A 23,698-nucleotide genomic window follows, 5' to 3' on the forward strand; every position below is an offset into this window, starting at 1 on the left:
AGCGAGGCATTGGATCTGTTAAGGCAGTGTTGAGTGGCAACGGCGAGCCGTCAAGACGATGCGCATGCTTCAACTCTTGAACGCAAACTGGGCCGACTGTGCCACCTGCGCCAAGTCGCGCCCATGTTCGACCGCACGAGTGGTTGGTTCACGAATTGTTGAACCTGGCCTCTGGCTCACCGGATGAGGTCCACATCGCCGACTCCGGAGGAGCCGTGCAGGACGAGAGGGAGGGCGGCGACAGGATCACGCGCCTCATCCGGATCGGCGCGGGGCTCCCGGGGTGTGGGCACCGTTCTTGCCCCCGATCGCCGGCCTCGGCCTCGACTCATAACCTCCGGCTGCGGCAATGCGCCGTGATTTTCCGGGTGGCGGCGACAATTTTTGCATAGGGGAGCCCGGATGCGTCGAACATGACCGAGGTGGAACCGAGTTCCACCGCCGTGTGCGAGAGACCGACCGATTCCGCGTGGTCGAGATGGACGGCCGCCGGGACGCTCGCAGCCTGCGCGATGGCCGGTGAGGCGAGGGCGATCGGTGCGGGGGAGCCGTGGCAGTGGGTGGTGTTCTCGTTGATCTGCAGGATCATCGACGCCCGGCCGCCTCCGCGCCGGTGACGATGGCCTGCGCGTGCTCCCACGGGATGACGTTGAACGCTCCTACGCCCACGGTCCTTCCGGCCGCGTCGTCGGCGACCTCATGGGTTGCTGCGAGGGGCATGGAGTGTGGGTGCGCCGTGATTCGCCCGCGACCGCAACCAGTTCGTCGGCATGCCAGTCGCTCGCAGTTCATCGCGACAGCCGATGGCCGGGGCCGCCGGAGAAGTCGGTCACGACCGCGGGCCGGCCCAGGGCGGAGAGCACCCCGGGCGACGTTGATGCCCTTGCCGCCGGCGCGCTCGTGCACGGTGTCGACGCGGGATGTCTCCGGGTCTTTGCGTCGTGGGGTGGGGCGCCACATGCGTGCAGCGGTGTCGCGGAGCCCCACTCGTGCATGGCCCGTGGCCGACCCGGCAGTCACCCGACGGTGCGTAGTTCCCGTCAGGGGCCGGGCAGCGGCGTTTTTGGATGGCCCGGGCTCTGAGCCGGCGAAGCCCCGTTCATAGGCGTCGGCTTCCGTGCCGCTCGCGTCGGCGAGCCCGACCATGACGTGGAACAGCAGCCCGCAGGCTGCGCCGGTGTCCCGGCCCGCGGCGGTTCCTGCGCGAATGGCGTTCTTCATTGACATGCCCGGAACAGCGGAGGTATATACCAAGCACCCTCGTGAGAGCGCTCTCTGGAGGAATCCGGCGCTGAGCGAGGCATGCCAGGCACGTCAACGTCCGCAGGTTCCCCACCCTGTTCAGGAGACATCATGCCGAGCAAGCCCCTCGCGCCGGCGCACCTACGGCCCATGCGGTACCGGCACAAACCCCTCCCCGTTCTCGCGCTCCTGGTCGCCTTGCTGGCGGCCCTCGTTCTCGTGGTCGATCAGCCCTCCGCCCATGCTGCCGACGCACTGCTGTCGCAGGGCAAACCGGCCACCGCCTCCTCGGTCGAGGCGGCGGGAACTCCCGCCTCGGCGGCCGTGGACGGCTCCACGACCACCAGATGGTCCAGCGCGTTCAGTGATCCGCAGTGGCTTCAGGTCGACCTCGGCGCCACGGCTCAGATCAGCCGCGTGGTGCTGAACTGGGAGGCCGCGTACGGGACCGCGTTCCGGATCGAGACCTCCGCCGATGGCACCAGCTGGACCTCGGTCTACTCCACCGCTGCCGGCCCCGGCGGAGTCCAGACGCTCAACGTAACCGGCTCCGGCCGGTACGTCCGGCTGTACGGCACCGCCCGGGCCACCCCGTACGGCTTCTCGCTCTGGGAATTCCAGGTCTACGGCACCGGTGGCACCACCCCGCCGCCCACTGGCGGCTTCTGGGGTGACACCAGCAAGATCCCGCCGGCCAAGAACGCCGTGGAGGTCGCGATCCTCAACCGGACCAACGGTGCCTACCCGGACAGTCAGGTGTACTGGAGCTTCAACGGTCAGACGCACTCCATCGCGGAGCAGCCCTACCTGGACATGCCCGCCAACTCGGCCGGCCGGATGTACTTCTACGTCGGTTCACCGACCAGCCAGTACTACGACTTCATCGAATTCACCGTCGGCGGAGGTGTGTTCAACGGCAACACCACCCGCGTGGACGCCTACGGTCTGCCTCTTGCGATGCGTCTGCACTCCACGGACGGTTACGACGTCCAGGTCGGGGAGACCCAGGCTTTCTTCAGCAAGTCCCGCACCCAGGTCTTCCAGGACTTCATCAACGCCGTCCCGCAGGAGTTCAAGATTCTGGCGCAGAGTCAGGCCCCGTACCGGATCATCGCTCCGGGCAGTGACGCGAGCTTCCGGCCGGGCGGCGTGAACGCGAACTACTTCACCTCGTACGCCCAGTCGGTCGGAGTCAACGAGACCACCCAGTACATCTTCGGCTGCGCCGGGAGCATGGCCGGCAACCCCAACATGTGCGCGGCGCTCAACCGGCACGTCGCCACGCTGCCGTCCTCGGGCCAGTCGGACCCGAGCCGCTTCTACCAGTCCGCCCCCGCCAATTACTACGCCAAGTTCTGGCACGACAACGGCATCAACAACCTCGCCTACGGCTTCCCGTACGACGACGTGGCGGGCCAGTCCTCCTTCATCTCACATGCCAGCCCTCAGTGGCTGTCCGTGGCTGTCGGCTTCTGACCTTTGGGATGCACGATGCTGGATTGAGTCTCCCGTGCTTGGATGGTGCTGGGATAACCCCTGCGAAACCCGTGTTTCCGCAGGTGGGAGCTCTGCGCCACGGATTCCGCTTCAATGTGTAGCGGGTGACATATCGCCACGTCGCTGATTGAGCAGTTGAGGCGAGACTCAGTGCCTGCGTGTTCGGCCCTCGGCGGTCCGTCGAAAGGGGCCTGCCCGGAGTCACGTCGGGCAGGCCCCTTTCGAATTTTCGGTGGAGAATGCAGGTTTGTGCTTGAACGCGTCCTTCGCCTTTTCCTTGGCCTCGCGGGCATCACCCGTGCTCTTCTCACCTGCCCCTCAGCAGCCATACGGTCGTTTCCGATGGCGCTTCCCACGGCTTCCTTGGCCTTGCCCTCGGCCTGCTCGCTCTTTGCCTTGGCCTTCTCGCCGACGGTCATGGAAGAGTACCTCCTGATAGCTCGTGTGCCGCTGTCGCGGTAACCGCTTGTGCCCCGGCGTTCCTTTCACAAACAAAGCGTATTCGGTGAATGGCGATGGAATTGCAGGGCAGACGGGCGTGCAGGAGGTTGATAAACATGGTTCCCCTGCTGCTTGTTCTGCTTCTTGCACTGCTCCTCTTTGGTGCCGGCTTCGCCATCAAGATCCTCTGGTGGGTCGCCGTCGCCGTCCTGGTGCTGTGGCTTCTCGGCTTCGTCATGCGCTCCACCACTGCCGGTGGTGGCCGAGGTCGTTGGTACCGATGGTGATCTGACCCGCAGCGCGCCTTCATCACGGGGTCCGGCCGATATGACGGCCGGACCCCGTGCGCATGCCGGACGTGAGGCGACCTGGTGCGTAAGAGGCCATACAGTCCATAGGCGTCCCAAACGGCAGCAGAGTAGGCGTGTTGTAGTCGGGGGCGGGACAGGCACGCGCGATGGAACCCGCGCGACCTCCTGCCGTGTCCCCGCCCCGGCCTTACCGGCGGCCGTGAGCCTAGCCGGGCTGCGGAGGTGCCGTGGGGCGACTCCCGGACGCGGTGGCCGGCGACCGGGACGCGGCTACCGACGTGGCCTGGTAGGAAGCGACCACGGCCGAGCTGATCCGTCGCAGCCCCGACCACGCCCGTACGGACCTCCCGTTGCCTTTCAGCGTCGGCTTCCGTTCGAAGCCTGACCCTGGGGAGTCGTAACAGTGCTTCTATACCTGGATGCGGAGAGCGGCTCAGAGCCGGGCAGGGGCGGGGCCTTCTCCTCCCGGACTCCTGTACCACGAGGCCGGCTTCTTGTACGCGCCCCGTCCTCAACGCCGCTTGTGCGGGCCGGCTTGACCTGACAGGCCGCGGTGAACAAGGTCGCGGACGACCATGCGGCGGGCCGTCGCGGCAGCGTGTCCACCGGTGACCGAAGCCGTTTCCGGTTCTCAGCGGCCAGATGCGGCAACTCGCAGTGCGCTACGTCTCGTTCTGCGGCAGGGTCGCCAGGGGGCGCCTACCTGTGGCCGACCGGCCCCGCCGACCGGCCCTGGAACCGCCCCGGTGGGTGGCTTTCGTGCGCCGCCGGGAGGACGTTCGGTCTGTGGGGCCGCGGGTACGGCGTGCCTTCGCTTCACGCGCGCGGCGCCGGCTGGCTCGCGCGGCGCCTGCGGTTCGCCATTGTGCCAGGGCGCCGGTCGGCTCACAGGAAGCGCCGGATCGGGGTGACGGCGGCTTCCTTGGCGCGTTGCAGCACTGCCCGTCGTCTCCATCGAGTGAGCTCGATGCCCACGCTGTGGCGCAGGTCCGCCTCGTAGTCGCGGTCGAGGGAGGCAGTGAACTCCTCGTCCAGGACGGCGAGCATCACTTCTTCGTCGTGGTCCATGGACCGGCGGTTGAAATTGGTGGATCCGATGAGGGAGGCGACCGAGTCCACGGTGATGATCTTGGCGTGCATCATGGTCGGCTGGTACTGGCGGATGTGCACGCCGGCCTGCAGCAGACGCGTGTAGTGGTGTTGACCGGCGAGCTGGCAGGCGCGCTGGTCGGTGTGGGGGCCGGGCAGCAGGATCTCGACATGCACGCCGCGACGTGCGGTCTGGCACAGCAGGTCGATGAAGTAGGTGTCAGGGGCGAAGTAGGCGGTGGCCAGCCGGAAGCGTTCCTCGGCGGAGGTGAGCATGACCCGGATAAGGGTTTGCATGTCCTGCCAGCCGATGCTTGCGGAGCCGCGCACGACCTGCACCACCGACGAGCCGGCCTGCGGGTGTTCCGTGAAACGGTCGCGGTCATCGAAGAGTTCGTCGTGACACTCGGCCCAGTTCTGCGCGAACGCGGCAGCGATGCCGTCCACGGCCGGGCCGCGCACCTGGACGTGGGTGTCGCGCCACTCGGCAGGGTTGCGGGCATTGCCGCTCCATTCCTCCGCGATGCCGACGCCGCCGGTGAAGGCGGTGTGTTCGTCGACGATGAGGGCCTTGCGGTGGCAACGGTGGTTCTGTTTGAACGGTGACAGCCACACGGGTTTGCGGAACCAGGCCACCTGCACGCCCGCGGCGCTCATGAGGTCCAGCAGCCGCCGCTCGATCTCCTTGGATCCGAAGCCGTCGAGCAGCAGTCGCACGCGCACCCCCGCGCGGGCGCGGTCGGCCAAAGTGACGGCGAAGTCGTGGGCGATCTGACCCCGCCAGTACACGAACGTCATCATGTCGACGGTGTGCCGAGCTGAACGGATCGCCCCGAGCATCGCGGGGAAGATCTCATCACCGTTGCGCAGGGGCACCAGGTCATTGCCTTCGGTGGCGGCCACGCCGATCAGCCGCTCCAGGCGACGGCGTAGGCGCTGCTTGCGCGCCGCTGCGTCAGGCGCGGTGTCGCGCGCAGGGGGTGCCGGTATGCCGTCGAGTATCACGCCGAATCTCCCACTGGACCATGAAGACAGAACGTCACGGGCCGCTGGACGAGCCCGAACATCCACATTCCCGGCCGGCGCCGCGGCACTCCAGCAGTCTGCCTGGACCGAGCCCACCGACACCGCGACGCCAGCCGCACAGTCTCTGCTGAGGATGCCACTCAGGCGATCATCGTCGTGTCGTCACGACGCTCGTTTGACGCTCCAGACGTCCGCAAGAGTGATCAGTGCAAATCATGTGCAGGCAGCGACGACGCGCCACCGGTCACACCGGCCACGGCTGCGGATCAACGGAGTCTGCAAGGGCTACGGCGGCAGGCAGGTCCTGTACGGCGTGGACCAGCTGGCGCTGAGCTCAGCCCTTACCCCCCACATCCCCTGGTCCCACGGCCTGCTCTCCCTCGCCTGGTCCGCAGCGACCGGCGCCCTGGCGCTGCTCGTCCTCCACACGCACCGCCCTTCCCGCCCCCCGTGGTCGCGCAGACCGAGAGTCCAGACAGGGCGATCACGGTGTGGACGGTCTTCCTCCCGGGCCCTCGTTGCCGGCCAAAAGGCTGTCCCGTCATCGGTGTGCGTAAGGTGGTTGAGGCGAATGTCGTGCTGTGCCGAGTCCGCCGTCGAAGGTGATGGCCATACGCCGGAGCCGAGCTGGACACCATGACGCCGATACCCGCGAGCACCGCAGGGACCTGCCGTACGCCTTCACCAAACAGCTCCTCCTGGCCGCCCTCGACCTACATGCCCACGGTGCCCGTCCTCCGCGGCGAACCGGCACGCGGACACCGCGTTCTGGCCCCGTTCACCGGCGGGGCAGTGCGGGGCGGTGCGGGGCCCGCACAGCGCGAAGTTCTCGCGCGGCGGAGAGAGGCGTTCGAAGCCTCAGCCCACCGGCTCAGGAGCCTCGACAGTCTCCTGTTCCGCCCACTCGATCTGCCTCACGCGCGGGTCAGGCGGGTCCTACGGGAGGGGGTGTGCGCAGCGCGATCATGGCGACGTCGTCATCGTTGTCGTTGGGGCGGACCTGATCCAGCAGCAAGTCGCAGAAGGAGTCGAGGGGGCGGTGGGCGAGGGAGGCCGCGTGTCGGCGCAGCCGGTCAAGCCCGTGATCGATGGAGTGGTGCGGGGATTCGACCAGTCCGTCGGTGTAGAGCAGGAGCGTGGCCTGGGGTGGCAGGACGGTGACGGCATCGGGGCGAGGTCTGGTGACTCCGGTTCCGAGGAGCATGCCGTGAGCCTCGTCGAGGTAGCGGGCCTGACCGTCGTGGGTGATGAGCAGGGGCGGCGGGTGGCCGGCGTTCGTCCAGCGTAGGCGCCACAGTGTGTCATTCCCGAGGGTGAGCCTGGCGAGGATCATGGTGGCCATGGGTACCTCGGCAATGTGCATCACGGCATCATCGAGCCGTGTGACGACGGCGCTGGGTGCGGCCTCGGGGTGGGACCAGGCGAAGGCACGCAGCATGTTGCGGACCTGAGCCATGCCGGCTGCGGCGTCGAGATCGTGTCCGACGATGTCGCCAATGGCCAGTGCGTGGGCGTGGGCGGCCAGAGCGAAGGCGTCGTACCAGTCACCGCCCACGGATGAGGCGTCCGGAGCGGGTACGTAGCGCGCGGTCATCCCCAGCCCGGGCAGGACGGGCAGCTGGGGCAGCAGGTGGCGTTGCATGGTCTCGGCAACTTTGCGCTGGCGCTGGTACAGGCGCGCGTTGTCCAGCGCCAGGCCCGCCCGGCGGGTGAGGTCCTCCAGCAGCGGCAGGTCGGCAGGGGTGAAGGCGTCACGACGCTGGGCGCGGCCCAGGGTCAGGGCGCCGAGTACGTCCCGCAGTCCGCGAATGGGTGCGATGACGGCGGAGTGCATACCTGTCGCGGTGAACAGGCGCTGCTGCTCGACCGCTATGCCGGAGTCGGGCGGACCTTGGTAGGTGGCGGGGCCGGCGAGGGAGGAGGCGGCGCCGCGCAGGGCCCGTGACAGGGGCATCGGTGACTCTGCCGGCACGGGAGGCATCGGGCCCTGCAAGTCGTCCCGCTCGACGAGAATGCCGTCCTTGTGCTCCATCACGAGAACGCGTCGTACTTCGTCACGTTCGGTGAGCAGGTCGAACACGGCCCAGTCCGCGAGTCGGGGCACGGTCAGGGCCGCCAGTCGGTGCAGCGCCTCGTCCGCGTCCAGGGTGGATGTGAGCTGCGTGGTCGTCTCCGCCAGCAGGGACAGGCGGTCCAGTTCCGTCAGCGGCGCGGAGTGCCCACCGTCGGTGTGGCGCACGTCCTCTGGCTTCGGCTCGTACAGCATCGCCAGCGTACCTGTCCCGCCCGGACCGAGTGAGTAGGGCGTGACCAGCCAGGACAACTGGACGAGAGTGCCGTCCCCGCAGGCGAACCACTCGGCGTCGCCATGTCTGGTGTCCCCCGTGAGGATCGCCTTCCTCATCCGGCAGCGCGTGCGCGGCACCGAGTGCCCGTATCTGTCCCGGTGCAGCAGGTCGTGGAAGTCCTGACCGACGAGTTCTGAGGCTTCCCTGCCCAGCAGGCTTTGGGCCGCGCTGTTGACCGCGACGATGAGGCCATCGTCACCGACCGCGATGGCGGACGCCTGCAGATTTTCCAGCGTTCCGTCGAGCAGGACGCCAGAGCGCGCCTGATGCCCGGGCAGGGGAACAATTTCCCTGCCGGGAGCGGCGACGTCGTCCATGTCCCTCCTCTGTTCAAGCCCGAGTCCTGTCGAGTACCCCAATCGGATTCTGGCATGCATGGAAGGCTCGTCTTCCCTGCTGCGACTGCTCGAGCACATCCTGGTGGTTCAGGAAGAAGGTGTCCTTGAAGTCCCGAATGCCGGTCGCGAGTGATGAGGAGGAACGGACTGTTGATCTTGACGCTCTCGGCGCACGCACGCGGAGCAATGAGCCGGAAAACGGGCGACGCGACGGAATTCCTGACTGCCCGGGCCGAACGCAAGTCGGGCTGGTCAGCGTGATGTTGGTGTGGGTCGCGCAGATGCCGCCCGTGGGGGCAGCGGCCGCGTGAGTGGGCGTGGTGAGTTCATTCGGAGAGGCAGGCCACGGCTGCCAGCCACTGACCAGCAACAAAATCCCACAACCGCGACCCGGACGACTGAATCTCACCAAACCGAGAGATCGCAATCAGCAACACGAAGACCGACGCCACAACGGCACACCCAAGAACTCGGCGTCAAATGGGCAGCAGCGTGACGACCTGCGTCGGCTGCAATGGGTCAGGGCTCGGCTCAGGGGCGCTCTACGTCTCGCTCTCCAGCTCTTCCCGCACCTTCTTCTCCTCTCGCAGCTTCTGCCATCGCTGGCGCTGACGCTCGCCGTACGCCGCGTTGCGGACGGTGCCGTCGTCTTCGAGTCCGGATCCGAACGCACCCCCGACCATGCCCATCGAGCTGACGAACCAGGCGAGCACGGCGTAGTCGTGGACCGTTGCGTCTTGCCCGATAACCGTGCCGAAGGCCGACGGGGTCAGGATGAGCTTGGAGACGCCGAAGAGGGTGAAGAACAGGATCACGTACAGGGAGAGCACGCCGGAGGTGATCGTCACGCACGTGATTGTGTTGTAGAGGCGGGAGAAGGAGCGGGAGAGCGAACCGTGAGGGCGTTCCCAGAGCTCGTGATCGATGATGATTCACGCCGTGAGGGCGAGAAGGGACACCACAGAAGCCCCGATCAGGCGCCCCACGTCCATGCCCGAAGAGATTTTCCAGGTCGAGTTGTTGATCAGGCCGAAGGCGGCGGTGGCGAAGACACCGGCCAGTGCGCGGGAGAGGGTGGCGAAGAGCCGCCAGGGCCGGTTGGCTCGCACCATACCGGTGACGAGACTCAGATGTCCGCGCAGGCCGGGCACGATGAAGCGTTCCAGACCATCCTCGCCGGCCCCCGAAGCTTCGAGCCGGCCGGCTTCTTCCAGGGACGGAGCGAGATCGGCACGTTCCCGGGTGAGCATGCCGACGACATCCGCGACGACGCGCCGGGCGCGCCGTCGCATCCGCCAGGAGCCGAGCGCGGGCAGGGACACCAGCGCGATGCGGTCCGCCGGGCTCACCTCGACGCTGACCGGGCGCAGGCCGGCTCGTCGAGGCAGATCGGTGAGGAGGACTCCGGCCTCCCAGTCGCCCTCGGGGAGCAAGGGGCGTACGACGTCGGCCGCGGAGGAGACGTCCAGTTGCTCGTCCGCGACCAGGGGCACCGTGCGCGCCGTCACCCGCCAGTCGACGTCCGCGCGGACCCGCCGCCTCAGATCCTGCGGCAGCTTGTCGGCCAATTCCTGGGCGATCTCCGACGCCACTCCGGGGTCGGCGACCAGCACGATCCGCACCACGTGCGCCGCATCGGCGGGCAGGAAATCTGTCACGGTCTCAATCCGGTCGGGGGCGGGCACGCGCCACGGTTTTTCGCCCGAGGTCCCGTTGTAACGCCCCTCTATGTGGCAGTCGAGCGCGACAGGCGCAATGGCGCCCCCCGTCCCCCGATCAGGCCGGGACGGGGGGACCGGTGGCCGACGGACGGACGAGTGGCGCGGAGGAAGACGAGGAGACGCACTGAGTCACCTACAGCGAGCCGATGCTGACGGACCAAAAGGACAATCCTCCCGCAGTCGACGCGAGGTACGACCCTCCGACGAGACGCTCAGTCCCGCCATCCGCGCGTGCGAGCCCTTGCGCACGGGGGGTGTGGGCCCGCGTCTGTCAGCTCGAGCCGTTGGGGTGGAGGACGACCTTGGTCCAGCCGTCGTCACGGGCGTCGAAGTGCTGGTAGCCGGCGGGGGCCTGGTCCAGCGGCAGCTCGTGGGAGACGATCCATGAGGGCTTGGCCTTGCCCTGCTCTATCAGGGCACACAGCTGTCGGTTGTATGCCTTGACGTTGGCCTGGCCGGTTCCCATCGACTGGCCCTTGAACCAGTACAGGCCGTAGTCGAAGGCGACCTCGCCGTCCTCCTTGTACAGCTTGTCCGGGCTCCCCGGATCGTGCGGCACGAAGACACCCACGACCCCGATCTTCCCGGTGAACTTCACCGAGTGCACCAAGTTGTTGAGCGTCAGGTTCGGGTGCTCGACACCCTGAGGATCGTGCGCCTGGTAGCCCACGCACTCGCACCCGCGGTCGGCTCCCAGACCGTTGGTGAGCTCGTTTATCTGGTCGATCGGCGAGGCCTTGGAGTCATCGATGGGAATCGCACCGATCTGCTCTGCGAGTGCGAGCCGGTCCGGGTGACGGTCGACGACCATCACCTGCGCCGCGCTCTTGAGATTTGCCGACAGCGCCGCCATCAGACCGACCGGCCCCGCGCCATAGATGACAACGGTCTCACCCGGCTGCACGCCGGCCAGCTCCGTGCAGTGCCAACCGGTCGGGAAGATGTCGGACAGCATCACGTAGTCGGTCTGCTTCTCCCGCGCGTCCTCCGGCAGCACCAGGCAGTTGGAGTCGCCGTACGGAACCCGCAGGAACTCTGCTTGACCGCCGTTGTAGGGGCCCATTCCCGCGAAGCCGTATGCGGCACCGGCCATCGTCGGATCCACCGGTGTGGTCAGGCAGAAGGCGGTCAGCCCGTTGTCACAGTTGCGGCAGAACCCGCAGCTGATGTTGAACGGCAAACAGACGAGGTCCCCCACCCGCACACGGTCCACGCCGTCGCCGACCTCGATGACCTCCCCCATGTTCTCGTGGCCGAGGACACGCCCCGTCTCCATGTCCGTGCGCCCCTCATACATATGCAGGTCCGACCCGCAAATGTTGGTGGAAGTGATCTTCACGAGCACATCCGTCGGCCGCTCGATCCTCGCGTCCGGCACGTCCTGCACGTTCACCGACCGCGGCCCGTCATACACCAGAGCCCTCATGGGGATTCCCTCCTGTCCGATATGGATTCGCGAATGAATCAATCGCGATTGCTATGTATGCGCCGCGGGAAACGCGCACGGATACCAGCGCCGGTACACAACTGACCGACACGTGGTGAAGAGGTTTCGCAAAATGCTCACTCATTTACCGAGGAGCCGCACGGCAAAGTCCGGGCCACTGCTTCCCGGTGGCTCTGCGGCCGCAGCAGCAAACGCAACCGATGCGCCGTCCAGAGCACTCAACTAAAGCCTCCCACCGGGACACTGCATGTCAACCGGAGATCGGCGAAGAATATTTGGTCATCCCTACTGCAGGGCCGACCAACCGTGACGGAACTACGGGAATTCCATGTCACAGCACTGCGGGTGACGGTCGCGGAAGCCGGGAACGAAGAAGGACTGGACGACTCCAGGGCGCAGTGGTCCACGCCTGCCGTCACCGAGATCGCTGTGGCCGCCGTACCGTCTTCGCCCGGAGGCGTGTACACCTTCCTGCCGCTCGGCGACGACCTGCCCCCTCCGCTGGCCGGCCATCTCAACGCGCCCTTCTACACCAAGAGCGACCGCACGGGATACGACAGGGAACACCCGCTCAACACCATGCGCCGCGACGCTGCGGGTCAGCGCGGAACCGGACGCCTTCCATAATGGGGCAGCCCGACCAACTGCCGCTGGCACCGCTCGCACGACAGTTCTGGCGGGGCATTAGCCGGGTCGGCCCAGCACGATCGTCCACACTCGGGTCGCCACCTGGAGGTTGAGGCGGTCCTCGACGTTCGCGAGGTCGTTGCCGCTGATGTCGCGGATGCGCTGGAGCCGATAGCGCAGCGTGCTGCGGTGGATCGCGAGGGATTCGGCGGTCTCGTCGTAGTTGCCGCCGCAGTCGAAGTACCGGGACAGGGTCTCCACCATGGCCGCGTGGTGCCGGGAGTCGTAGTCGATGAGCTGCCCTAGCCACTCGTGGACGAACGTCTCCAGTTCCCGGTAATCGTTGCCAGGTCCCAGGATGCGGTAGAGGCCGAGCTCGTCGAAGAACGTCGTGCCGTAGCGCTCACGGGAGCGGCGGCGCACTTCCAGGGCGCGCTGCGCCTCCTGGTAGCGGTGGGGGATGTCGTCCAGGGAGTCGCAAGGGGCGCTCACTCCGATCGTCCCGGACCGTGTCCCGGTCTCCCGGGCGAGCGCCTCGTACAGCGCGCGGGCGTGCGGCCTGTCGTCGGCGACCAGGACCACGTGGTCGGAACGTCGGGTCAGCAGCGAGCGCATGCCCACGGCAGAGGCTGCCCGGCCCACGGTATGCGCGAAGGAATCGTCCGCAGTCCGGTTCAACCACTGCACCACGACGATGTAGTGGCTGCGGTGCAGGTCGTGTCCGACTGCCTCGGACCGGGCGTAGGCGCTCGCCTTGTTCGTCCCTGCCAGGAGGTCGTCGACCAGCTCGCGGTGCAGCCTCAGCTCCAATTCGGCCAGGTTACGCAGGTGCGCCAGCTCCAGGGCGAGCGACGTGGCGGCGTCTTCCAGCGCGAGCACGGTGTGCTCATCGGCCTCGCCCTGGGCATCGACCAAAGCCAGCACACCCAGCATCTCGCCGTGCGGGCGGACCAGGGTGATCAGTCGGTCCTTTATCCGCACCGGCCCGACCTCCCGGGCAACGGCGTGCAGCATTTCGTCCTGGCGCAGGGGGTCCGGTTCCGGATAGGGGTCGGGGCGGCTGGGGCCGGTCCAGGACCTCAGCCGACCGAAGCGGTCCTCGACCAGCGCGGGGAGTCCAGTGAGCTCGTGCAGTGTGCGGGTGATGGCTTCCTCGCCGCCGCCCGACGCAGCGACATCGGCCATGAGCGCGTGAACAGCCCGCTGGTACCCCAACTCAGCCACGACGGAGATCAGCTGCCGCTGGAGGGCTGTTCGTTCCTTCCTCAGCCGGTGCAGCTCCAACGCGTCCTCGCGTCGGCGGCGGTCTGTGAAGGCGACTGACAGAGCAGCAGCGGTGTGCCGGACGAGCGTGGCGAGCAGGGATCGCTCGGCCTCGGTGGGCCGGGAGCGGGACGTCACTACGAGGTAGCCGTGGAGTCCCTCAAGTCCGCGCAGCCCCAGGGCCCGGCCCCAGGGCTGGCCGGGTACGGCCACAGGGCCGTCTCGCCCAGCCAGCTCCCGCACCCTCCGGTCCACGGCCAAGGCATGGATCTGCCCGCCCCTCGGGCCGGGGACCAGGTCGCCGTCCACCCTGAGGTATCCGGCCTCGGCGCTGTATGGCCCCGCGGCGGCTATGTGGTCCATGGCCAGGCGCAGGATCTCGCCTTCGTCCCGGGTGTCGAACTGGGCGCTGGAGAGCACCATCAGTTCGTGGAGGGCATGGTCGGCTGGGGTCGGAACGGGTGGGCTGGGCTCTCTCCGCGCGGCCGTGGACTGCCGCCCGGCGCTGCCCCGCGGAAGGCTGCCCTCCCGGTCGGAGCGGTGGCGGTACAGGTTGTGCGCCCGGCTGCTGGTCATGGGATTGCTCCCTTCCCCCAACAGGCCCTCAGAAAGGTGAATGCGACCGTTCCTGTACGCCCCTCCGACCAACATACCCGAGATGTTCGGAGTCTTCGTCTCGTGCTCGCGGGGCAACGGGCTCCGTTGTTTTTTGACCTGCCGGGCGCAGGCGTAGAGACGCTTGGTAAGCGAGTCTGGGGCGTGCGGGTGGCGCCATGCGCACCGGCAAGAAGAGCTGGGCGATGGTCGAGAAGCCTCGCAGGCCCGTTGACACGTACGAGGCGGGTCCTGCGGCTTCGGATCGAGGTTTCGCCCCCCGTCCGCTCGATGCAGCCCAGCCGGTACGTCGTCGCCGGCGCTGGTGGTCCGCAGCCCGCCGAGCAGCCGTACGGCCTCGTCGACGACCGCTTCGTCCGGACGTCCCGCCCATACCTCAACGATCGGTTCCGCAGCGTCGGCGCAGGCCGCCGCATCGGGAGGAGTTCCTCATGGCCAAGGCAGTGGGCATCGACCTGGGCACCACCAACTCGGTGATCGCCGTGTGGGAGGGCGGCGAGCCGTCCGTCGTGCCCAACAGCGAGGGCAACCGCACGACACCGTCCGTGGTGGCCTTCACCGACACCGGGGAACGTCTGGTGGGCCAGCTGGCCCGGCGCCAGGCGATACTCAATCCCAAGGGCACCATCTACTCGGCCAAGCGGTTCATCGGCCGGCACTTCGACGAGATCTCCGACGAGGTCAGGGCGGTGGCGTACGACGTCGTCGAAGGCGACGGCGGGGCGGCCCGCTTCAAGGTGCGCGACAAGCTCTATGCGCCTGAGGAGATCAGCGCACAGGTGCTGCGCAAACTCGCCGACGACGCCTCCAAGCAGCTCGGGGAGCGAGTCACGGAGGCGGTCATCACGGTGCCCGCCTACTTCAACGACGCTCAGCGCACCGCCACCAAGGACGCCGGACGGATCGCGGGTCTGGAGGTGCTGCGGATCGTCAACGAGCCCACGGCGGCTGCCCTCGCGTACGGCATGGACAAGAAGCAGCACGAGACCGTCCTCGTCTTCGACCTGGGCGGCGGCACCTTCGATGTGAGCATCCTCGACGTCGGCGACGGCGTGGTGGAGGTGCGTTCCACGGCGGGCGACAGTCACCTGGGCGGTGACGACTTTGACCGGCGTCTGGTGGATTACCTCGCGGACGACTTCCAGAAGGAGAACGGCATCGATCTGCGCAAGGATCCGCAGGCGCTACAACGCCTGTTCGAGGCTTCGGAGAAGGCCAAGACCGAGCTCAGTTCGGTGACGCAGACTCAGGTCAGTCTGCCATTCATCACCGCCGACGCCTCGGGACCCAAGCACCTCACCGACTCGATCATGCGTTCCACGTTCGAGCAGATCACCGGCGACCTGGTGGAGCGGTGCCTTGGACCGGTCCAGCAGGCAATGGCCGACGCCAAGGTCGGCGAGAGCGACATTGACGAGGTCATCCTCGTAGGCGGCTCCACACGTATCCCGGCGGTCCAGGCCCTTGTGCGCCGGCTGACCGGCGGCAAGGAACCCAACATGAGCGTCAACCCCGATGAGGTCGTGGCCCTGGGCGCCGCGATCCAGGCCGGGGTGCTCAAGGGCGAGGTCAAGGACGTCCTGCTGCTCGACGTCACACCCTTGTCGCTGGGCCTCGAGACGCGCGGCGGAGTGATGACGAAGATCATCGAGCGGAACACCACCATCCCGGTGCGCCGCAGCGAGACCTTCTCCACCGCCGAGGACAACCAGCCGGCCGTCGATGTGGTGGTCCTCCAGGGCGAGCGCGAGAGGGCCGCCGACAACCGGGTGCTCGGCCGGTTCCAGCTCACCGACATCCGGCCGGCGCCGCGGGGCGAACCACAGATCGAGGTCACCTTCGACATCGACGCCAACGGCATCCTCAACGTCAGGGCCCGCGACCGGGACACCGGCAAGGAACAGGGCATCACCATCAGTGAGAGCTCCAACCTGGACCGCAGTGACGTCGAACGCATGGTCCAGGAGGCCGAGCACAACCGAGGCCAGGACCAGGCACTCCGCGAGGCCGTCGACGCCCGCAACGAACTCGACGCCGTCGCCTACCAGGTCGAGAAGCGCCTCGCCGAACTGGGCGACGCAGCGCCCGCGCACGAGAAGGCACGCGCCGAGATGCTCGTGTCCGACGCCCGGGCGGCGGTCAAGGAAGAGGCGGACGTGGAGCGCGTACGGACCCTGACCTCCGAACTCCAGCAGGTGCTCGCCGGGCTGGTGGCCCATCAGGGCGCCGCCGCCACGGGCGGTCCCGGCCAGGACGCCGCCGATGGTCCCACCAGTGGCGTTGGCGGTGGCGACGATGTCATCGACGCCGAGTTCGACAAGGACTGAGGCGCGCCATGCACAGCCACCCCCAGGAACCCGACCGGGCCGCGTCGGATCCGGTCGAACCGGTCCCGGAAGGCGCCGTACGCCCTCCTCGCGGGGACTTGCCGCAACCGGGCCCGCCGCCCCGGCCGGAAGCGGCGAACGACGAACCGGGGCCCGACGCCGCCGGCCCCGCGCCTGCCGAGGACGAGTATGCGACCGCGATCCAGGAACTGGAGGACCGCTGGCGGCGCGCGCTCGCCGACCTCGACAACCTTCGCAAGCGTCACGCCAGGGAACTGGAGCGGGAGCGGACGGTCGAGCGTTCCCGTACGGCAGCCGCCTTCCTGCCCGTCGTGGACAACCTCGAACTCGCCCTGACCCATGCCGGAGCCGATCCTGGCGCGATCGTGGAGGGCGTCCGGGCGGTCCGTGACCAGGCGGTGAACGTCCTTGAACTGCTCGGCTACCCGCGGCACGCGGAGACCGGCGTCGTCTTCGACCCGGCCCGGCACGAGGTGGTCGGCGTCGTCCAGGACCCCGACGCGACACCGGGCACGGTCGTCGAGGTGCTGCGCCCGGGATACGGCGACGGCGAGCGGCAGCTCAGACCGGCCGCGGTCACTGTCGCGAAGCGGGAGTGACCGGTCATGGCACGGGATTTCTACGAGGTGCTGGGCGTGTCGCGGAGCGCGAGCCAGGACGAGATCCAGCAGGCATATCGCAAGCTTGCCCGCAGGTACCACCCCGACGTCAACAAGGACCCGGGGGCGGAGGAGCATTTCAAGGACCTCAACGAGGCATACAGCGTCCTGTCGGACCCGAAGACCCGGGCCCGTTACGACCGCTTCGGCGAGGACTTCCGCAAGATCCCCGAGGACTTCGACGAACGGGTCGCGGCGGGTGGCGGCTTCCGCGGCGGGAGGACCGCGGGCGCGGGAGGCCCCCGTGTCCGGTACGCCACCGGCTTCGGCGACGACTTCGGCGCGGAGAGCATCGACATCGAGGACCTGCTCGGCTCCATGTTCGGAGCCGGCGCCGCCCGAGGTGGCGTCCCCGGAGCGGACCAGGAGGCCGAGCTGCCGCTCACCGTCGAGGAGGCGTACAGGGGCGGCCGTCGCACCGTCACGCTCGCCGGCCCCACCGGGCAGCCGCGGCGGTACGAGGTCGACGTGCCGCCGGGCGTGACCGATGGGCAGCGCATCCGGCTGGCGGGCGAGGGCGGCCGGGGTGGTGGTGACGCCCCCGCGGGCGACCTGTACCTGCGGGTGCGTATCCAGCCCGACCCCCGGTTCCGGCTGAACGGCCGCGACGTACACGTCCAGGTCCCGGTCGCCCCCTGGGAGGCGGCCCTGGGTGCGACCGTGCCGGTGCCCACGCCCGGCGGTGGCACGGCCAAGGTCACGGTGCCCGCGGGCTCGTCCAGCGGCCGACGGCTGCGACTGCGCGGCGAGGGAATGCCGAACCCGCGCGGCGCGAACGGCGACCTGTACGCCGAACTCCGCATCGTGGTGCCGCCCACCGTCGGCGGCCGGGAGCGCGAACTATTCGAGGAGCTCGCCGCCACCTCCTCGTTCGACCCCAGGAGGACGCGATGAATGACCGACCCGCGGGAGCGGCAGGCATCGGCCGGGCCGGCGTGGGCGATCGCCCGGCACGGACGGGCACCGACATCACCGCCTCGACGGCTGTCCGGTACGCGCTCGTGCCCACCCCCAGGCTCTCCCTGGACGCCGTGGCCCGTCGCTCGGGCCTCCACCCCGACCTGATCCGCCGGTTCGTCGCCCTCGGCCTGGTCGACGCCGAACGCGACGGCGCGGGGCGCCTGGTGTTCGACCCCACGGCCCCGGCGGACCTCGCTCGCATCCAGCGGCTGCGCTCCGGACTCTGCCTCAACTACGCATCCATCGGCCTGGTGCTCGACCTGCTCGATCGCATCAGCCTGCTCGAATCCGCCCTGCGCGGCCGCGGCCCGAGGAGTGAAACACCCCCATGGACATGAACCGTCTCACCCAGAAGTCCCAGGAAGCCCTCCAGGAGGCCCAGACCGCGGCCGTCAGCATGGGGCACACAGAGGTCGACGGTGAACACCTGCTGCTCGCACTTCTCGATCAGGAGGACGGTCTGATCCCACGGTTGCTGCAACAGGCCGGCACCTTGCCGAAGGAACTGCGCGCGGCCGTGCAAGAGGAACTCTCCCGCCGTCCGAAGGTCACCGGTCCCGGCGCGGCACCCGGCCAGGTCTTCGTCACCCAGCGCCTCGCCCGCCTGCTCGACGCCGCCGAACGGGAGGCCAAACGTCTCAAGGACGAGTACGTCTCCGTGGAGCACCTCCTGCTGGCCCTGGCTGAGGAGAGCTCTTCAACAGCCGCCGGGCGACTGCTCAAACAGGCCGGCATCACCAGGGACTCGTTCCTGAGCGCGCTCACCCAGGTCCGCGGCAACCAGCGCGTCACCTCCGCCAACCCCGAAGTGGCCTACGAGGCTCTGGAGAAGTACGGCCGCGATCTCGTCACCGAGGCCAGGGCCGGCAGGCTCGACCCGGTCATCGGCCGGGACGCCGAGATCCGCCGCGTCACCCAGATCCTCAGCCGCAAGTCCAAGAACAACCCTGTCCTCATCGGCGATCCCGGCGTCGGCAAGACCGCAATCGTCGAGGGCCTCGCCCAGCGCATCGTCCGCGGCGACGTGCCCGAAGGGCTCCGCGACAAGATCGTGTTCGCCCTCGACATGGGCTCCCTGGTCGCCGGCGCCAAGTACCGCGGCGAGTTCGAGGAACGCCTCAAGGCCGTGCTCAGCGAGGTCAAGGCCGCTCAGGGGCGCATCTTGCTCTTCGTCGATGAACTGCACACCGTCGTCGGCGCGGGCGCCGCCGAAGGGGCCATGGACGCGGGCAACATGCTCAAGCCGATGCTCGCCCGCGGCGAACTCCACATGATCGGCGCCACCACCCTCGACGAGTACCGCAAGCACATCGAGAAGGATGCCGCCCTCGAACGCCGCTTCCAGCAGGTCGTGGTCGACGAGCCGAGCGTGGAGGACACCATCTCCATCCTGCGCGGACTGCGCGAACGCCTGGAGATCTTCCACGGCGTGAAGATCCAGGACACCGCGCTGGTCTCCGCGGCCACCCTCAGTCACCGCTACATCACCGACCGGTTCCTGCCCGACAAGGCCATCGACCTCGTCGATGAGGCGTGCGCCCGGCTGCGTACCGAGATCGACTCGATGCCCGCCGAACTCGACGAGATCACCCGCCGCGTCACCCGCCTGGAGATCGAGGACGCGGCTCTGTCCAAGGAGACCGACGCAGCCAGTAAGACCCGCCTGGAGGAGCTGCGCAGGGAACTGGCCGACCTGCGCGGCGAGGCCGACGCCAAACACGCCCAGTGGGAGGCCGAACGGCAGGCGATCCGCCGCGTGCAGGAACTGCGCCAGGAACTGGAGCAGGTCCGCCACGACGCGGAGGAGGCCGAACGCGCCTACGACCTCAACCGCGCCGCCGAACTCCGCTACGGCCGACTCCAGGACCTGGAGCGCCGACTTGCCGCGGAGGAGGAGCAACTGGCTGCCAAACAAGGGCAGAACCGGCTGCTGCGCGAGGTCGTCACCGAGGAGGAGATCGCCGAGATCGTCGCCGCCTGGACCGGCATCCCCGTCGCCCGCCTCCAGGAGGGCGAACGCGAGAAACTGCTGCGCCTCGACGAGATCCTGCGCGAGCGCGTCATCGGCCAGGACGAGGCCGTCAAGCTCGTCGCCGACGCCATCATCCGCGCCCGCTCCGGCATCCGCGACCCTCGCCGCCCCATCGGCTCGTTCATCTTCCTCGGCCCCACCGGCGTCGGGAAGACCGAGCTGGCCAAGACCCTCGCCCGGACCCTGTTCGACTCCGAGGAGAACATGGTCCGCCTCGACATGAGCGAGTACCAGGAGCGGCACACCGTCAGCCGACTGATGGGGGCACCGCCCGGATACGTCGGCTACGAGGAAGGCGGCCAGCTCACCGAGGCCGTACGCCGCAAGCCCTACTCCGTTGTGCTGTTCGACGAGATCGAGAAGGCGCACACCGATGTCTTCAACACCCTGCTGCAGATCCTCGATGACGGCCGCATCACAGATGCTCAGGGCCGCACCGTCGACTTCCGCAACACCGTGATCATCATGACGTCCAACATCGGTTCCGAGCACCTCCTCGACGGTGCCACCGCCGAGGGCGAGATCAAGCCGGACGCCCGCGCCCTGGTGATGAGCGAGCTGCGCGGGCACTTCCGCCCGGAGTTCCTCAACCGCGTCGACGACATCGTGCTGTTCAAGCCGCTCGGTGAGCGGCAGATCGAGCAGATCGTCGAGCTGCAGTTCGACGAACTGCGGCAGCGGCTCGCCGAACGCCGCATCGCGGTCGAACTCACCGACCCGGCCCGTGAGGTGATCGCCCACCAGGGCTACGACCCGGTGTACGGGGCTCGGCCCCTGCGCCGCTACATCTCCCACGAGGTCGAGACGCTGGTCGGACGCGCCCTGCTGCGCGGCGACGTCCAGGACGGCGCCACGGTCCGCGTCGACGCCGAACACGGAGAGCTGGTGGTCACCTACGACCAGCCGGAGGGGGCCCGGGAAGCGAGGGCGGCGTGAGCACCACCCGGACGACGACCGTGACCTGCCCGAACTGCGGGCGTGACAACCGGATTCCGGTGGCCGCCGAGGGACGCCCCAAATGCGGCCACTGCAAGCAGCCCCTGCCCTGGATCGTCGACGCGGGCGACGACGACTTCGCCGAGGTCGCCGACAACGCCACCCAGCCCGTCGTCGTCGACCTCTGGGCCACCTGGTGCGGCCCCTGCCGCATGGTGAGTCCCGCCCTCGAACAGGTCGCCCGGGACCTCGCCGGACAGATCAAGCTCGTCAAGGTCGACGTCGACAAGAACCCACGGCTCAGCCGGCGGTTCGAGGTGCAGGCGGTGCCGACCCTGCTCGTCCTGGACCAGGGCGAGACGGTCGCCCAGCGGGCCGGCGCAGCACCCGCGCACGTCCTGCGCTCGTGGGTCGAGCAGGCGATGGCGGGCCGGCAAACCACTGCAGGAGAGTGAACACGATGGGCCGGCCACGCGGAATCCCCGCGAACCGCAGTCCCCGAGACTCCGGATTTGCACGGAATATATCCCCGGTTGATGGACGAACAAATCGGGTCGACGGCAGCATCGAACGAGTCGTGCACACCGTGCTGGAGGCTCTGAACGGGAGCGGCGATGCCCCGCCCGGGCTGGTGCCACCGCCCCGGAGCTGCGCCGCTGAGTGAAGGAGAGCATCGCGGGCCGCGGCTGAGCAGTCCCACCCAGGAAGGAGAACCCTGATGGCTACGATTCCCGACCCGCACCTGGCGATGGTGCGCCCAGTGACGCCGCGTACCCCGGAAGGCTGCGAGGAGTGCCTCATGGAGCGTTCCCCGTGGGTGCACCTGCGGCTCTGCCTCACCTGCGGGCACGTCGGCTGCTGTGACTCCTCGCCCCTCAAGCACGCCAGGCGGCACGCGGGCAGCGCCGGTCACCCCATCGTGCAGTCCTTCCAGCCGGGAGAGGACTGGCGCTGGTGCTACGTCCACGAGGCCATGGTCTGATGAGCGCGGCCGAGCACAAACAGAGTGCGGTCCGCGAGACACCGGACCGATACGGGGCGTTCCCGCGCCTGACACCGGAGCAGTTCGAGGACCTGACCGCGCACGGTGTGCGCCGAAGGACCGCCGAGGGCGAGGTGCTGTACCGCGAAGGCGAGCCGTTCCGGGAGTTCCTCGCGATCCTCAGCGGGACCGTCGAGATACTCCACGACCTCGGCGGGCCCGACGAGCGCACGGTGGCGGTGCACGGACCCGGCAGATTCCTGGGTGAACTCGGGCTGCTGGAGGGCCAGGCGGCGTTCGACACCGCCGTGGTGCGCGAGGAGGGCGAGGTCCTGGCCGTGCCGGTGGAGCGGCAACGCGCCCTGGTTGGCCGCGACCCCGTCCTCGGCGACCTGATCCTCCGCGCTTACCTGGGCCGCCGGTATCTGCTCATCGGCCTCGGCGCCGGCTTCCGGATCCTGGGGTCGTGTTATTCACCGGACACGCTGCGGCTGCGTGAGTTCGCCGCCCGCAACCGGCTGCCCCACCGCTGGGTGGATCTGGAGAAGGACAAGGAGGCGGAGGCGCTGCTGCGCCGGTTCTCCATCCGTCCTGAGGACACTCCGGTGGTCATCTGGAAGGGCGAGCGGGTGCTACGCAATCCGAGCAACGCCGAACTCGCCCGGCTCATCGGGCTGCCCGCCCCCTCGCCGGAGGCCGGGCGGTGCGACGTGATGGTGGTCGGTGCAGGCCCCGCGGGACTCGCCGCCGCCGTGTACGGGGCCTCCGACGGCCTCACCACGGTCGCCGTCGACGCCGTGGCCACCGGGGGCCAGGCCGGTACCTCGTCTCGCATCGAGAACTACCTTGGCTTCCCGTCGGGCATCTCCGGGGGCGAGCTCATCGAACGCGCGGTGCTCCAGGCCCACAAGTTCGGTGCCCGCCTCATGGTGCCGGCCCAGGTCAGCGGGCTCACCCCGCAGGACGACGAATACGTCGTCACCTTCACAGACGGGTCCCAGGCCCGGGCGGGCGCCGTGGTGCTCGCCTCGGGCGTGTGGTACCGCAGGCTCGAGGTGCCCGGCCTCGACCGCCTGGAGGGCGTCAGCGTCTACTACGCGGCGACGGTCCACGAGGCCAGTCTCTGCCAGGCGGATCCGGTCGCCGTGGTCGGCGGCGGGAACTCCGCCGGGCAGGCGGCGCTGTTCCTCGCGAACCACGCGTCCAGGGTCCACCTCCTCGTCCGGGGCAGTGACCTCAACGCGGACATGTCGCGCTACCTGGTTGACCAGGTGGAACGGCACCCGAAGATCGAGGTCCTGCTCCACACCGAAGTCCAGGGCGTCTCCGGGGAGGAAAAGCTGGAGTCGCTGACGGTGGAGGACAACGCAAGTAGTGAGCGCCGGGAACTGCGGGCCGCGGCGCTGTTCGTGTTCATCGGGGCCCGGCCGCGCACGGAATGGCTCAGGGGCGTGCTGGCCCTGGACGAGAAGGGCTTCGTCCTCACCGGCGCCGAGGCCCAGGCGGCGGCCGACGCGACCCGGTGGGCCTCGCTCGGCCGTGGTCCGTTGCTGCTGGAGACCACCCTTCCCGGGGTCTTCGCCGCCGGCGACGTCAGGAGCGGCTCGGTCAAACGGGTGGCCTCGGCCACCGGTGAGGGTGCCATGGCGATCCGCCTCGTGCACGAGCACCGGGGAAAGACGGGAAATCTGGTCCGCTCCGCCGGCCCGTAGGGCGCATCCGCGACATCAGCGGCAGCAACCTCGCGAACGTCGAGGACCGCCTCAACCTCCTGTTTTATACAAGAGTGTGGACGATCGTGCTTGTCTGGTGGTTA

The 23,698-nt window shown here is 68.5% G+C and carries 17 protein-coding genes and 2 pseudogenes; 11 read left to right on the top strand and 8 right to left on the bottom strand.

Going from position 1 to position 23,698, the window contains the following annotated elements; genetic code table 11:
• Window positions 1–182: 182 nt before the first annotated feature.
• Window positions 183–720, bottom strand: a pseudogene (locus tag ACFVXE_RS11920) (class II fructose-bisphosphate aldolase); the annotation flags it as partial.
• Between the two features lie 672 nt (window positions 721–1,392).
• Here ACFVXE_RS11920 and ACFVXE_RS11925 point away from each other — a divergent pair.
• Window positions 1,393–2,718: a beta-1,3-glucanase family protein gene (locus ACFVXE_RS11925; protein WP_389670936.1), complete on the top strand. Its 1,326-nt coding sequence runs from the start codon at window positions 1,393–1,395 to the stop codon at window positions 2,716–2,718.
• A 270-nt stretch (window positions 2,719–2,988) separates the two neighbouring features.
• Here ACFVXE_RS11925 and ACFVXE_RS11930 read toward each other — a convergent pair.
• A pseudogene (locus ACFVXE_RS11930) lies at window positions 2,989–3,158 on the bottom strand (CsbD family protein); the annotation flags it as partial.
• Window positions 3,159–3,296: 138 nt separating this feature from the next.
• Here ACFVXE_RS11930 and ACFVXE_RS11935 point away from each other — a divergent pair.
• Window positions 3,297–3,467 (top strand): hypothetical protein, encoded by a 171-nt coding sequence (locus ACFVXE_RS11935; RefSeq protein ID WP_037952753.1) that lies wholly within the window; start codon window positions 3,297–3,299, stop codon window positions 3,465–3,467.
• A gap of 909 nt (window positions 3,468–4,376) precedes the next feature.
• Here the strand turns inward: ACFVXE_RS11935 and ACFVXE_RS11940 are convergent.
• The 5 genes from ACFVXE_RS11940 to ACFVXE_RS11960 form a co-directional block, all read right to left on the bottom strand.
• The gene (locus ACFVXE_RS11940) at window positions 4,377–5,585 is read right to left on the bottom strand and encodes a phosphatidylserine/phosphatidylglycerophosphate/cardiolipin synthase family protein (protein WP_389670912.1); all 1,209 of its coding nucleotides are present in this window, start codon (window positions 5,583–5,585) and stop codon (window positions 4,377–4,379) included.
• Window positions 5,586–6,531: 946 nt separating this feature from the next.
• A complete protein-coding gene (locus ACFVXE_RS11945) occupies window positions 6,532–8,271 on the bottom strand; it encodes a SpoIIE family protein phosphatase (protein ID WP_389670913.1) in 1,740 nt (579 codons plus the stop codon).
• Between the two features lie 563 nt (window positions 8,272–8,834).
• A complete protein-coding gene (locus ACFVXE_RS11950; RefSeq protein WP_389670914.1) occupies window positions 8,835–9,140 on the bottom strand; it encodes a hypothetical protein in 306 nt (101 codons plus the stop codon).
• Between the two features lie 84 nt (window positions 9,141–9,224).
• Window positions 9,225–9,950 carry a hypothetical protein gene (locus ACFVXE_RS11955; protein ID WP_389670915.1) on the bottom strand — a complete coding sequence of 242 codons (726 nt, stop codon included), beginning with the start codon at window positions 9,948–9,950 and terminating at the stop codon, window positions 9,225–9,227.
• A gap of 334 nt (window positions 9,951–10,284) precedes the next feature.
• Window positions 10,285–11,439 (bottom strand): glutathione-independent formaldehyde dehydrogenase, encoded by a 1,155-nt coding sequence (locus tag ACFVXE_RS11960; protein WP_389670916.1) that lies wholly within the window; start codon window positions 11,437–11,439, stop codon window positions 10,285–10,287.
• Window positions 11,440–11,766: 327 nt separating this feature from the next.
• Between ACFVXE_RS11960 and ACFVXE_RS11965 the strand changes: the two genes are divergently transcribed.
• The gene (locus tag ACFVXE_RS11965) at window positions 11,767–12,087 is read left to right on the top strand and encodes a hypothetical protein (RefSeq protein ID WP_389670918.1); all 321 of its coding nucleotides are present in this window, start codon (window positions 11,767–11,769) and stop codon (window positions 12,085–12,087) included.
• Window positions 12,088–12,144: 57 nt separating this feature from the next.
• On the opposite strand, the gene ACFVXE_RS11970 is transcribed toward ACFVXE_RS11965, so the two are convergent.
• Window positions 12,145–13,926 (bottom strand): PucR family transcriptional regulator, encoded by a 1,782-nt coding sequence (locus ACFVXE_RS11970; protein WP_389670919.1) that lies wholly within the window; start codon window positions 13,924–13,926, stop codon window positions 12,145–12,147.
• Between the two features lie 470 nt (window positions 13,927–14,396).
• On the opposite strand from ACFVXE_RS11970, the gene dnaK reads away from it, so the two are divergent.
• From dnaK to ACFVXE_RS12010, 8 genes are all read left to right on the top strand, one after another.
• The gene (gene dnaK, locus ACFVXE_RS11975; RefSeq protein ID WP_389670920.1) at window positions 14,397–16,292 is read left to right on the top strand and encodes a molecular chaperone DnaK; all 1,896 of its coding nucleotides are present in this window, start codon (window positions 14,397–14,399) and stop codon (window positions 16,290–16,292) included.
• 8 nt (window positions 16,293–16,300) lie between these two features.
• Window positions 16,301–16,912 (top strand): nucleotide exchange factor GrpE, encoded by a 612-nt coding sequence (locus ACFVXE_RS11980; RefSeq protein ID WP_389670921.1) that lies wholly within the window; start codon window positions 16,301–16,303, stop codon window positions 16,910–16,912.
• A gap of 6 nt (window positions 16,913–16,918) precedes the next feature.
• Window positions 16,919–17,866, top strand: a complete 948-nt coding sequence (locus ACFVXE_RS11985) for a DnaJ C-terminal domain-containing protein (protein ID WP_389670922.1) — start codon at window positions 16,919–16,921, stop codon at window positions 17,864–17,866.
• Window positions 17,863–18,270, top strand: coding sequence for a chaperone modulator CbpM (locus ACFVXE_RS11990; RefSeq protein WP_389670923.1), 408 nt, complete (start codon window positions 17,863–17,865; stop codon window positions 18,268–18,270). The genes ACFVXE_RS11985 and ACFVXE_RS11990 overlap by 4 nt, the downstream gene beginning before the upstream one ends.
• The gene (gene clpB / locus ACFVXE_RS11995) at window positions 18,261–20,900 is read left to right on the top strand and encodes an ATP-dependent chaperone ClpB (protein WP_389670925.1); all 2,640 of its coding nucleotides are present in this window, start codon (window positions 18,261–18,263) and stop codon (window positions 20,898–20,900) included. Before ACFVXE_RS11990 ends, clpB begins: the two co-directional genes overlap by 10 nt.
• Window positions 20,897–21,355 carry a thioredoxin gene (trxA, locus tag ACFVXE_RS12000; RefSeq protein ID WP_389670926.1) on the top strand — a complete coding sequence of 153 codons (459 nt, stop codon included), beginning with the start codon at window positions 20,897–20,899 and terminating at the stop codon, window positions 21,353–21,355. The genes clpB and trxA overlap by 4 nt, the downstream gene beginning before the upstream one ends.
• A 263-nt stretch (window positions 21,356–21,618) precedes the next feature.
• Window positions 21,619–21,882 (top strand): UBP-type zinc finger domain-containing protein, encoded by a 264-nt coding sequence (locus tag ACFVXE_RS12005; RefSeq protein ID WP_389670928.1) that lies wholly within the window; start codon window positions 21,619–21,621, stop codon window positions 21,880–21,882.
• Window positions 21,882–23,594, top strand: a complete 1,713-nt coding sequence (locus ACFVXE_RS12010; RefSeq protein WP_389670930.1) for an FAD-dependent oxidoreductase — start codon at window positions 21,882–21,884, stop codon at window positions 23,592–23,594. Before ACFVXE_RS12005 ends, ACFVXE_RS12010 begins: the two co-directional genes overlap by 1 nt.
• Window positions 23,595–23,698: the final 104 nt, after the last annotated feature.

The organism is Streptomyces sp. NPDC058231 (assembly GCF_042882275.1).
Taxonomy (GTDB): domain Bacteria; phylum Actinomycetota; class Actinomycetes; order Streptomycetales; family Streptomycetaceae; genus Streptomyces.